The sequence below is a fragment of the Tardiphaga sp. OK246 genome (assembly GCF_900188215.1).
Taxonomy (GTDB): Bacteria; Pseudomonadota; Alphaproteobacteria; order Rhizobiales; family Xanthobacteraceae; genus Tardiphaga; species Tardiphaga robiniae.
Map to the genome: position 1 here is coordinate 441752 of NZ_FZOX01000006.1, position 11539 is coordinate 453290.

The 11539-nt window shown below is 60.8% G+C and carries 10 protein-coding genes and 1 tRNA gene; 5 read left to right on the top strand and 6 right to left on the bottom strand.

Annotation, left to right across the window (positions count from 1 at the left end):
• Position 1: 1 nt before the first annotated feature.
• A complete protein-coding gene (locus tag CHC01_RS26150; protein ID WP_210421711.1) occupies positions 2-1204 on the bottom strand; it encodes an MFS transporter in 1203 nt (400 codons plus the stop codon).
• Positions 1205-1701: 497 nt separating this feature from the next.
• Between CHC01_RS26150 and CHC01_RS26155 the strand changes: the two genes are divergently transcribed.
• On the top strand, positions 1702-1941 hold the full coding sequence (locus tag CHC01_RS26155) for a hypothetical protein (RefSeq protein WP_089267261.1): 240 nt from the start codon (positions 1702-1704) through the stop codon (positions 1939-1941).
• On the opposite strand, the gene CHC01_RS32770 is transcribed toward CHC01_RS26155, so the two are convergent.
• Both CHC01_RS32770 and CHC01_RS26170 read right to left on the bottom strand, forming a co-directional pair.
• Positions 1910-2248 (bottom strand): hypothetical protein, encoded by a 339-nt coding sequence (locus CHC01_RS32770; RefSeq protein WP_176454711.1) that lies wholly within the window; start codon positions 2246-2248, stop codon positions 1910-1912. The two genes, CHC01_RS26155 and CHC01_RS32770, sit on opposite strands and share 32 nt — an antisense overlap.
• A gap of 420 nt (positions 2249-2668) precedes the next feature.
• Positions 2669-2980 (bottom strand): pilus assembly protein PilZ, encoded by a 312-nt coding sequence (locus tag CHC01_RS26170; protein WP_089267262.1) that lies wholly within the window; start codon positions 2978-2980, stop codon positions 2669-2671.
• A gap of 275 nt (positions 2981-3255) precedes the next feature.
• Between CHC01_RS26170 and CHC01_RS26175 the strand changes: the two genes are divergently transcribed.
• Positions 3256-4179 (top strand): hypothetical protein, encoded by a 924-nt coding sequence (locus tag CHC01_RS26175; protein WP_089267263.1) that lies wholly within the window; start codon positions 3256-3258, stop codon positions 4177-4179.
• A gap of 46 nt (positions 4180-4225) precedes the next feature.
• Here CHC01_RS26175 and CHC01_RS26180 read toward each other — a convergent pair.
• Positions 4226-4302: transfer RNA gene (locus tag CHC01_RS26180), tRNA-Arg, on the bottom strand.
• Positions 4303-4407: 105 nt separating this feature from the next.
• Between CHC01_RS26180 and CHC01_RS26185 the strand changes: the two genes are divergently transcribed.
• Entirely contained in the window at positions 4408-5838 is a 1431-nt protein-coding gene (locus CHC01_RS26185; RefSeq protein WP_210421712.1) for an O-antigen ligase family protein, read from the top strand.
• On the opposite strand, the gene CHC01_RS26190 is transcribed toward CHC01_RS26185, so the two are convergent.
• Positions 5835-6908, bottom strand: coding sequence for an acyltransferase family protein (locus CHC01_RS26190; RefSeq protein WP_089267264.1), 1074 nt, complete (start codon positions 6906-6908; stop codon positions 5835-5837). The two genes, CHC01_RS26185 and CHC01_RS26190, sit on opposite strands and share 4 nt — an antisense overlap.
• 228 nt (positions 6909-7136) lie before the next feature.
• Between CHC01_RS26190 and ilvA the strand changes: the two genes are divergently transcribed.
• Entirely contained in the window at positions 7137-8654 is a 1518-nt protein-coding gene (gene ilvA, locus CHC01_RS26195; RefSeq protein WP_068730692.1) for a threonine ammonia-lyase, biosynthetic, read from the top strand.
• 159 nt (positions 8655-8813) lie between these two features.
• Positions 8814-9266 (top strand): hypothetical protein, encoded by a 453-nt coding sequence (locus tag CHC01_RS26200; protein WP_089267265.1) that lies wholly within the window; start codon positions 8814-8816, stop codon positions 9264-9266.
• 35 nt (positions 9267-9301) lie between these two features.
• Here the strand turns inward: CHC01_RS26200 and CHC01_RS26205 are convergent, their stop codons facing one another.
• Positions 9302-11506: a TRAP transporter permease gene (locus tag CHC01_RS26205; protein ID WP_089267266.1), complete on the bottom strand. Its 2205-nt coding sequence runs from the start codon at positions 11504-11506 to the stop codon at positions 9302-9304.
• Positions 11507-11539: the final 33 nt, after the last annotated feature.

Genomic DNA, 11539 nt, shown 5'->3' on the forward strand with positions numbered 1-11539 from the left:
GTCACAACGCCCGGCGGACCGATGCGAGCGCGGCGATCAGCGAGATCGCCGCGAGGACAATGACCGCGGCGCCATAGATATCGAGCGTGAGCGGCAGGCCGAGCGTCGGGATCGCCAAGCCTGCGACGATAGTCGGCAGGCTGAAGGCGAGATAGCAGATGATGAAAATTACGGAGAGCAATCCAGCGCGTTCATGCGCGGGGACCAGCGGCACAACGGTCCGGATGCTACCGAAGAATCCGGCGCCGAAGCCAAAGCCGGCAATGACCGTGCCGACCAATAGTTGTGGGACGCTTTGTGTGTAGACCCCGCCCAGCGTGATCAGCACGCCGAGAATAAGACACGCCATGCTGCGGATCAGAATGGTGGTACCAGGCCATTTGTGTGCCACCAGCATCGAAGCGGCACCGCTCAAGGTCAGCGCTGTCACGGCGAGTCCACCAAGGAGAGGCGAATTCGATCCGGTGATGAGCCGGAGCAGCGAGGGCATCAGCGACAAGTAGAATCCGCCCAACGCCCAGACGGCGATGTTGCCCGGCGAGACCAGGGTCAGGGGTTGTCGCACGTGAGGCGGTACGGTCACGATCGGCCGGAGCGACGCCCACGCACCGGGACGACGGGCGACTGTTTCCGGCATCCACCACAGCAGAATGGCTTGTATGAGCGTTACTGCGAGGAGCAGCAGATAGACCAGTTGGGTCGGCATTGGCGGCGCGTAGCTGACGAGTACGCCGGATAGCAACGCGCCGATCCCTGTGCCCGTTACAGGCGTCAGGCTGTTCATCAGCGATCCGTGCGCGCGATTCAGATCGAGCATGGCAGCACCGATGGTGCCGAAGGCAATGCCGGTTGCAAATCCCTGAATGGTGCGGGCGGTGATCAGTGCCACGACGGAATCTGCCGTAATGAAAACCAGCAGCGCCAGGACATTCAGGATCAGCGCCGAGAACATCACGGGCCGGCGACCGATATAATCCGACAATCCCCCGACCGTCAGCAGCGCAACCAGCAGACTGAGCGCATAGGCGGAGAACACCGTCGTGACCATGACCGGCGAGAGGTGCCAGTGGTCCTGATAGATCCGGTAGAGTGGTGTCGGTGCGCTGGCGAACATGGCGACAGTGCCGAGCGTTGCGATCTGAAAAATAATGGCAGCGCGACGCGTCATCACGCCTTTCGGCCGGGCGTCGAGATTGCTGGACATCGGGGAAGGGACCTAATGGACAAGGTGGGGCAAGCCCAATGGTCGCTTCCGTCCTTGATTGATTTTACCGCTGTCCAATGCTTGCTCAGGTGATGCGCGAAGCAACAGCAGAGAAAGATGATGCATGCATGGCCAAGCCTTCACAACGGCGGCTGGCTCGCGCGCCCTGTGCGAGATTGCATGGCTCGTCTGGATCGCGCCCCTTAACACGGCGCGAATCTTTCCTATACTCAGGCTGTCACGAACAATGAAAGGAGGTGGTCCAGTGTCTAATTCCAAGCGCTGTCACCTCGCTGAGGCCGCCCGCTAGGCTCACTCTTTGAGCTTCGGAAGGGCGTCTCGGCGCCTGGTTCAGCGAGAACAGGGAAGGGGCGTGCCGAGTGATCGGTGCGCCCTTTCTTCTGAGCGCAAACCTGTCGCGCCGTGAAACATGACGCTTGATCTGCCGGTCATCCGTGACAATCTATCAGACGTTGCTTGTGTCCGGAGTAGCAGCAATGCCGGGAACACCGCGCGATCTGGCGGAGAGAATGGCCGCGCGCCAGCAGCGGCGTGCCATCGATGACGGCTATGTGCGCGAGAGCTTCACACAGCCACGCGAAAACGCCCGCAAGACGGCGCGGGCGTTTTTGGACCGGTTTCCGAAGCAGGCTTACATGAGTGAAGTTGAGTGCTGGCGCGAGCTGCCAGACGGCGACATTGAATTTACGATGCGGCGGCTGCGGACCGCTGATTGAGCTGACAGGCGGCAATCATCTGGCTGATGTCGTGCTCGCTCATGCCTGTAGCGGCCGATTTCTCGACTGGATCGGCGGCACATGCGTGGATCGCATAGCCGATATCGAGAAGACGACGCGGCGGATCTTCCTCGCCCAGGCCGACTTCCATCACCAAGCCACTCTCGACGGCATGCCGCCAGACATCGGATTTACTGGGGAAGGCCTTGCTGACTTTGACCGAATTTGAAAACAGCGCGTAGGGCATGCGGCAACCTCCGTGATGAGGCGATAACGCGGAATATGGCATCTGGTTGCGCTGCAGCAAGCCCCACTTTCGTTATCCACGAGGTCGTGATGATCGGTCGGCCGTCAGTCCCGCTGGGTAATCCGCAATTCCAGCAGCGCCATGGTCTGGAGCATCGTGGGATCGCGTTCACCCTCGCTTGTGGTGCGCAGGATGCTTTCGGCGATGGATTGCACGTGAGCGGAGTTGACGGGATGCGGCAGCGTTGAAACAGCCCCGTCCAGCGCTTATTTCATCACTGAGATTGTGTCTGGCGGAAACGCGGCATGAGAAAAATTCTTCACGGTGGCTCCCGGGTTCAAACGGATAAACGCACCCAACTGTTCACGGGACAACAAGAGTTCGGGCGCGCGAATGTTCCTGCCGCAAAGTTGTGCAGATCCGTGGAGGGCGTCAGCCGCTGCGTGTCGGTGCCAGGTTCCGGAAACGGTCGCAGGGATGTCAGGATTCGGTGTCAGCCGGCCGAGCGGCTTTCTTCTTGGCGCCCTGTCGCAGAAATGTCGCGCCGATTTCCTCGCCATTGACCCAGGCCAGCTCGCAGCGACGGAACGCCAGTCCTGTGGACGACAGCAGCAGGAAGAATTCCTTGAGATTAATGCCCTCGATCGAACTCTCGACGATAAGGCGTGCGCCCGTCTCGGACACGTCCATGATGCGGCAACTGCGGCGCCATGTGCCGTCAATGGCCATGAGCCAGACAGGGAAACCGCGCTCGAACGCGACGCGGCCAGCATTTGGTTTTTCAGGGGTCATCGACGCTTCCTTGGCGCCGGGGATTTTAAATTGGATGGTGGTAACGGCTGGTAAATGCCGCTGACGGCAGGCTTTGCGGTTCAGCACGCCATCAAGATGTTGTTTTCAAAGAGCGCCGCGGCGTACAGCCTTATTCGGTTGAACGGTGCAACCGCAACGACGGGTTTCAGACGAGGCCGTTGTGGAGGTGCGCGTTAACGGAATGGTTACAAGCTGGTGCAATGTAAAGTGGAATCCATGGCTTGTTGAAGGGCCTCGGCGGAGCACGTTACTGCATGAACACGCCAGCTGCCCTGATATCTGCCGGCGTGGGTGCAGCGTTTTTTGCGGCCGCATCCGTGTTCTATTATCAGCCGTCCTTCATTCGGCCCGACTATGCGCTGGATGCCATCCTGACAACCAATAACTCGAAGGCGCGTGCTGCAGTCACGCGACTCTTGCTCAATCCGTCATCTGCGCAATTCGATGGCTTGCGGTCGGTCCAGGTCGATAACAGGAAATATGTTTGCGGCAGCGTGAACGCCAAGGACAAATCGGGAGCTTACACCGGGCATCGAGCTTTCGTTTACACGGTCGCCATCGACTTTGCGCGTATCGACGACGATGGAGAGATCGCGCAACGGCACGATGCGTACAAGGCTTGTCCGGTCTCTGAAGAAGAAGAGAAGCTGGCTCAACAGAAGATCGGCATATCACCCAGTGCGCTCCAGGCGATCAAGCTTGTTCAAAAGACGCTGCCGGCAGCCGATCCGTCAGTGCTCACGGACATGGCGTCGCAACTATCACCTGCGGGCAGTGGACCGGCCGGGACGACCGAGCAGCAACTCGGTCGTCTGGCGGGCCAACCCGGCTCGGGCGGGCAGCAATCGGGAAACCAGCCATTCAAAACCACGCCCGGCCCCGAAGCCGACTGGCGTTCTGACAAGCCGCCGACCGTCTGGCCAGTCTTTCCGCCGGATCACGTGTTGGCAAAACCTGTGCAGAAACGGACGAATGCCGAGGCGTTGGTGCTGGCAAAATCGGTTGAAGATCTCTGGGCGAAGTCCAAAGCGGGAACCTCATCTCAGCGGCCTTCGCCGGACGAAATTCGGGAAGCCCTCCGGGCTCTGATGGCCATTGATGCCAAGAGTGCGGAGTTTCCTCAGGCTTGGGCGGCCTTCGTGCGGCTGCGGACGATCGAGCGCGAAGCGAGCGCCTAGTCTCTGGAAAAACCGAATGGACACAGGCGTTTAAGGGCACCTGTCATGGTGCACTCGGAGCGATTCGAACGCCCGACCCTCGGAATCGAAATCCGATGCTCTATCCAGCTGAGCTACGAGTGCGACGGCGGCACCATAGCGGCGAAAGTCGCAAAAGCTAGCCCCGCGATGGGGGAGCGCAGCGGTTTTGCCTAACGTCGGGGAGGCTGCTCGCTATAGTCTGCCTTTATGAATCAAGGCCGACTCAAATCCGGTCCGGTGGATTTCGTCCTGTCCGGGTGGCTACCGACTGCGCTGCTTCTGATCGTGACCTTGGTGGTCGGTCCCGCGCTGGGCGGATTGTCGCGTCCGCTCTTCGTGGTCGGCTGCGCCGCTGCTGGCTGGCTGGCCTGGCAACGCAGCACCGCGGCCCATATCCAATCGGCCATCCTGCTGTTTGCCTTCGCACCATTCGTGCGGCGCGTGGTCGATGTGTCGGTCGGCTACGACGCGGCCAGCATCATGCTGATCGGGCCGCTGTTGTTCATCCTGACGCCGTTACCGAGCCTGTGGACGTTGCTGTCCTCCCGCGAGCAGTTGCGCGATCCCTGGCTGATCGCGCCGGCTATCGTGCTGGCCTGCATCGCTTACGGTGCCATGCTGTCGGTTTTTCAGAATGACTGGATGAGCGCCGCGACAGGTGCGTTGAAGTGGGCGGCACCTGTGCTTTACGGCATCGCTTTGCAGCAGCGCGCAAGGTCCGACGGCGAACTCGTCAATGCCATGGCGCGCATCTTTCTGGTGGTGCTGCCGCTGACGGGTCTCTACGGCATCTGGCAATATGTCGATCCCCCAAGTTGGGACCGGTTCTGGATGAACTATGCCTCGATCCTGTCGGCAGGATATCCGCTGCCCTATATGGTGCGCGTCTTCAGCACGATGAACGGGCCCGCCACTTACGCGACCTTCACCGCAACGGGATTGCTGTTGTTGGGCTTTCTGAGACCCGGCTGGCAGTCTCTGATTGCCCTGGCGCCCGCGGCACTGGGCCTGTTGCTGTCGCTGTATCGGACCGGCTGGATCGCGCTCGCGCTGGCCGTGGTGTTCTGCATGGTGTTTCAATCCACACGGCGGCGGGCGCTTGCGACCGGACTTGGCATCGTCGGCGCAGCCATGGCGGCGGTCCTGTTCACGCCCTTCGGCGATGTGATCACCGAGCGGCTGCAGTCGCTCGGCAGTGGCTCCGAGGATGGCAGCGGCAACGAACGCCTCGAGGAATTCGTGACGCTATGGAATACACCTGACAGCATGGTGGTGGGATCTGGCTTCAGCTTCACCGATATCGGTGTCGCGGGCACCATGCCGGTCGATGGCCAGATCATTGCGAGCTGGCTCACGCTTGGTATTCCTGTCGGACTGCTCTGTTTGGCAGCCTATATCTGGGTCGGGGTCTGGAGCACGTCTGCGGCATGGCGGATGCCAACCAAAGAAGGCGTGGTGCTCGGCGCTCTGTCGCTCGGCGGCATCCTGATTCACTTGCCACTGACCAGTATCTCGTCAGGTGAGATATCCGCTCTGTTCTGGATGATTTTCGCGATGGCCTGTCCGCACGACCAGACTGTCAGACCTACCGAGGATGCCGCGATGCCCCTGGAGCAGGCGCGGACCGGCAGAGTTTAGTCCGGTCGGGCCGCCTGGCTGACAAGCGGAGCGGGTGCAGGTTTGCGCCTCGGCAGTGGCGCAAGCCCGAGTGGTGCCAGCAGGTTCAGCCGCTGCAACACGACATGGGCTACCATGGGCAAGATCACGCCGGCCGCGGTGCCTGCGAGGAGATAGGCCCACGGCATTGGCGGCACGTGCAGCATCTGCATGATGATCCGCGTGCCGGATCCCGCCATGATGTGCAGCACATAGATCGTCATGGACATGACGCCGACGAGCGCCAGCCAGCGATGTCGCGTCTCGTTCAGCAATTTGCAAAGCAGCACCACGCCGCTGATGCCGAGAATGCATGCCGGAAGCGAAGTCGTACCATTTGCGTCGAAGCCGGAGAGCTGTCCTCCAACGGCGACTGCAGCAGCGAAAGCGGTGGTGATCACGGTCAACATGGTCCAGCCCGTTCGCCCATGAGGCTGCCACGCCATCACGATGCGGGTTGCATAGAGTCCCGCGACATAGAACGGTAGGTGATGCATGGTGAGCGCAAGATCGGGGCGGATCGGCAACAGCATGAACACGATCAGACCGGCGAGCGCGACGACAATCATGATGGTGCGATTGGGAATGAGCACCGCCAATATGTGGCAAATCATCAGGGCATATAGAAACCAGAATTGCGCCATCGGCCGATACCCGATCGCCACGAGGTCGCTGGCTGTGACGGGAATATTGGCATTGCGTGATATCAGCATGATCACGCTGCCCTGGATCAGCGACCAAAGCACATAGGGATAGGCGATCGTCCATGCCTTGCTGGCGAGGAACGGCCGAACGCCGCGTGTGAGGCTGTGCTGTACGTTCAGGCCCGCGAGAAAGAAGAACAGCGGCATGTGGAACGTGTAGAGCGTGTAGCTCATCCACTGCGCGAGCGGTCCGTCAGGAAACAGATGTGGCGGTATCAGGCCGCCGAGCACGTGGCCATAGACCACGAGAATGACGCCTATTCCGCGTGCAAAATCAATCCAGACCTGACGCGTGCGATCGGTCTGCGATCTTGGTGCTTCTGCATCTTCGGCTGGCGATAGTTGCATCGTAGGGCATCGCTGGTTCGGAATGTTTGGATCAGCAAGACAACATACGCCGAGAGCCGTACACCATCGTTAACGCCGATCCATGAAATGGCGGTCGGGCGTTCATAGGTGCTTTTCTGGAAAACAGGCTTGATTTCTCGGTCATTTCGGTGCCCATCTGCGCCAACAAGCTGTCGGCAAGCCGTTCTGTGGCCAGTTCGGTCTCTGCCACATGTTCGAGGACTACCTGTGACTGACTACGTTCGCAAAATCCTGGACAGCCGCGTCTACGACGTCGCGATCCAGACGCCGCTGGACCCGATGGTTCGGCTGACCGCGCGCATGGGGAGCCCCGTGCTGCTCAAGCGCGAGGATTTGCAGCCGGTCTTCTCGTTCAAGATTCGCGGCGCGTATAACCGCATTGCGGGGCTGTCCGCGGAGCAGCGCGCGGCCGGCGTGATTTGCGCCTCGGCTGGCAATCACGCGCAAGGCGTGGCGCTGTCGGCGCAGCGGCTCGGGATCAAGGCAACCATCGTGATGCCGGTGACCACGCCGCCGATCAAGATCGATGCTGTCAGATATTGGGGCGGCAATGCCGTGCTGTTCGGCGACACGTTCGACGAAGCAGCGGCGCATGCGCGCAAGCTCGAGGCCGAGCAGAAGCTGACCTTCGTGCATCCCTATGACGATCCCGACGTGATCGCGGGGCAGGGCACCATCGGCATGGAAATCCTGCAGCAGCATCCCGATCCCATCGAGGCGGTGTTCGTGCCGATCGGCGGCGGCGGGCTTGCGGCCGGCGTTGCCTCCTTCATCAAATTTCTGCGCCCGGAGACCAAGGTCATCGGTGTCGAGCCCGTCGATGCCGCATCGATGAAAGCCGCGATAGATGCTGGCGAGCGCGTCGTTCTCAATCGCGTCGGTTTGTTCGCTGACGGTGTGGCCGTGCGCCAGGCTGGGGTCGAAACATTCCGTCTCTGCCGTGAATTGCTTGATGATGTGATCACGGCCGACACCGACGAGATGTGCGCTGCCATCAAGGATATTTTCGAGGATATGCGCGTGATCGCGGAGCCGGCCGGCGCCTTGGCGCTGGCAGGACTGAAGAGCTATGCCGCGAACAATCCCACGCGCACGGGGGCGCTGGTCGCCATCAACAGCGGCGCCAACATGAATTTCGATCGCCTGCGGCACGTCGCAGAGCGTGCCGAAGTCGGTGAGGCGCGTGAGATTCTGCTGGGCGTGACCATTCCGGAGCAGCCGGGCAGCTATCGCCGCTTTATTCAGACCATCGGCAATCACAACATCACCGAGTTCAACTATCGCTATGCCGACGCCAAGGAAGCCAATGTCTTTGTCGGCCTGAAGCTGAGCGGCGCCAAGAACGACAAGGGCGAGCTGATCGGGCAGTTGCAGGCGCTCGGCTACAAGGTGCTGGACATCAGCGCAGACGAAACCGCCAAGCTGCACATCCGCTATATGGTTGGCGGGCGAGCACCGCCCGCTTTGCGGGACGAGGTTATCCTGCGCTTCGAATTTCCGGAGCGTCCAGGCGCCTTGCTGAAATTCCTCGACCAGATGGGGGCGGACTGGAACATCACGCTGTTCCACTACCGTAACCACGGCGCGGATTACGGCCGGGTGCTCGTTGGGATTGAAGTCCCGCAGGCCGACCGGCCGACCCTGACGCAGCGGCTGACTTCGCTCGGCTATCCCTATGAGGACGAAACGCAAAATCCGGTCTACCGGATGTTCCTGAACGGCTAGGCCGGGTGAGGCAGAGAGTGAGGCAGGGCCGGTTCCTGCCTTTTTTTCGCTCAAAGGCGATGCTTAACGGAATACTAGCACTGTCCGGCCAGAGTCGGGCGGTGTGCTGATGCCGGAAAAGGGCGTTGGCTTGGGGTCCCTTACCGGTTTCATCACGCGATGCGCCTTTCGCTGCTGCCTGTCCTGATGTCCCTGCTGGTGCTGTCCGTGGCTCCGGCCAAGGCAGATTTGCGCATCACCCGCGACCACGGCGGCTATGTCGAGGAATACAAGGCTAAGTATGAGCGCATCCGCGACCGCAAGGAGCGGGTGATCATCGACGGCATCTGCAATTCGGCCTGCACCCTGGTGTTCGGCATCGTGCCGATGAACAAGGTCTGCGTGACTCCGCGCGCCAGCTTGGGCTTCCATCAGGCCTATTACGACAAGGCCTTCACCTTCGGCATGAAGGTGATCAGCTACGAGGGCACCTCGGACCTGATGGCCTATTATCCGCCGCCGGTGAAAGACTGGCTAGCGCGCAACGGCGGTCTCACGCCGGAAATGAAAAAGATCAAGAACGGCATGGATCTCTGGAAGATCGTCGATCCCTGCCCGGAAGAGTTTTTCTAGCTTTCAATCTTCAATCGACCTGAATGCCTTCGCGGTCATGACACCGCGAGCCGGGCATCGCCGCGCCTGATCAGCGCCAGCGCGATCAGCACCGTCGGCGCGAGAATGCAGGCGGCGAGGGCGACGATCTGCCACTGCGACAGCGGATTGATGCCGCCGCCGGGTGTCGCCATCACGAAGCCACCGATCACCAGCAGCACACGTAGTGGCCATTCCATCGCGCCCGCACGGCGGAGATCGCCGACATAGGCTTGATAGCCCTGAATGCCGCCGCAGATGAAGACAATGCCGAGACAGGCAAGGCCGGTGAGGCCGAACGCTTCGAGGTAGGGGCTGTCGCCCTGCAATAGCAGCGCCGGATTCAGCACGAAGAAGAACGGGATGAAATAGATGATGCTGCCGACCCACATCGACTCCCAGCCGGTCTTCATCGCCGGCGCGCCGGCGATGCCGGCGGCGGCAAAGGATGCGATGGCGACCGGTGGCGTGATCGACGACAGCATGCCCCAATAGAAGATGAACATGTGTACGGCCATCTTGTTGAGGCCGAGCTTCTCCAGCGCCGGTGCGACAAGGATAGCGAGGAAGATGTAGCAGGACGTCGTCGTCAGGCCGAGGCCGAGGATCAGGCTGGTGAAGGCGCACATGATCAGCAGCAGGAAGACGTTGCCGCCGGCGATCGCCAGAAGGTCGTTGGCCAGGCTCGAGATTACGCCGGTGAGCGAGAACGCGCCGATCAGCAGGCCACAGCCGGCGAGAATGGCGATCAGTTCGACGAAGGTCTTGCCGTTGAGTTCGAGGAAGTGGATCCATCGTGCACCGCCCCAGTTCTTGCCGGGGAAGAATTCATTGAGCGCTGCGAGGATGCACATTCCCCATAGATAGGCGTTCTGCAGATCGAGCCAGACCATCAATCCGGTCAGCACAATCGAGAGCGCCAGGACGGCGGTGTTGCCCTTCTTCCATGGTGCCGGGCCTGACCATTGATGCAGGATGACCAGCAAAGCGGTGGCGTAGAACGGCGCGTGGCTCTCGCGTTTGAAGTACAGCAGCATCACGACAAGGATCGCGATGACAAAGAGATAGTACCAGCCCTCCTTGAGCGCATCCATGAAGCGGGGCAGTTCCTCGCGCGGGATGCCTTCGAGCTTGTGGCGCGCGGCGTAGCTGTCGACCTGCGCGAACAGGCCGAAGTAATACAGGATCGATGGAATCGTGGCGGCGAGTGCGACGTCGGCATAGCTCGTGTTCATGAATTGCGCCATGACGAAGGCCGTCGCGCCCAGCACCGGTGGCGCCAGCACGGCGCCGGTGGACGCGCAGGCTTCGATCGCTCCTGAATAGGACGGCGTGAAGCCGGTTTTTTTCATCGCGGGGATCGTCATCGTTCCAGCGGTGAGCACATTGGACACGATGCTGCCGCCTACGGTGCCGAGCAGGCCGGATGCAAAGATGCACACCTTTGCCGCGCCGCCGCGGAAGGTGCCGCACATCGCGAAGGCGATATTGATGAAGAATTTGCCGGCGCCGGTCATCATCAACGCGGTGCCGAACACCAGGAAGCCGATCACGGTGTCGGCGAAGGCCTGGATCGGAATGCCAAGCAGGCTCTCGCCCGATAGCACGTGATAGGCAGTGGTCTGCTCCAGCGTCGACTGGGTGCCGCGGAACGGTCCGAGCCATTTGGCGTCGGCAAACAGTGGATACAGCGTGAAGGGAAAAACGCTGAGCAACAGGCTCCAGCCGCCGGTGCGGCGCAGCGCCTCCATCAGCACGAACCACATCACGAGGCCTGCGGCGATCACGGGTTTAGGTGCGCCGTCGAATTCCCAGCCAAATTGCGCGGCCTTGCGGATGTTCATCATCAGGAAGATCGCGGCCGCGAAAGTGGCGACGAACAATACGACGTCGTACCATGGCACACGGTCGAGATCGGCCTTCGACGTTCCCGGAAAGATCAGGAACGTGAACGGCAGCATCAGCGCGATTAGCAGATAGAAATATTCGGTGTTGAGTTGCGTGACATCCACAAAGAAGCGCAGCGAAAATTGCTGGTTGATGCAGAGCAGGATGGTTGCGAGCGTGGCCAGTATCAGCGCCCAGCGCCACACGCCGTGCAAGGCGCGAACGCGCGAGACCTCGGACTCCTGGAGGTCGGCGACTCCATGGGGATCGTCGAGTTCCATTTTTACGGGAATGTCGGATGCGGGCCGCGCATGATCGGGTGACGAAATTGACATAATGGCCCCGATTATTGTTCGCGGTTACAGCTA

Coding starts and splice junctions, on each gene's coding strand:
- CHC01_RS26175 (WP_089267263.1), top strand. CDS start 3,256: ATGAACACGCCAGCTGCCCTGATATCTGCCGGCGTGGGTGCAGCGTTT.
- CHC01_RS26205 (WP_089267266.1), bottom strand. CDS start 11,506: ATGTCAATTTCGTCACCCGATCATGCGCGGCCCGCATCCGACATTCCC.
- CHC01_RS26185 (WP_210421712.1), top strand. CDS start 4,408: ATGAATCAAGGCCGACTCAAATCCGGTCCGGTGGATTTCGTCCTGTCC.
- CHC01_RS26155 (WP_089267261.1), top strand. CDS start 1,702: ATGCCGGGAACACCGCGCGATCTGGCGGAGAGAATGGCCGCGCGCCAG.
- CHC01_RS26150 (WP_210421711.1), bottom strand. CDS start 1,204: ATGTCCAGCAATCTCGACGCCCGGCCGAAAGGCGTGATGACGCGTCGC.
- CHC01_RS26170 (WP_089267262.1), bottom strand. CDS start 2,980: ATGACCCCTGAAAAACCAAATGCTGGCCGCGTCGCGTTCGAGCGCGGT.
- CHC01_RS26200 (WP_089267265.1), top strand. CDS start 8,814: ATGCGCCTTTCGCTGCTGCCTGTCCTGATGTCCCTGCTGGTGCTGTCC.
- CHC01_RS26190 (WP_089267264.1), bottom strand. CDS start 6,908: ATGCAACTATCGCCAGCCGAAGATGCAGAAGCACCAAGATCGCAGACC.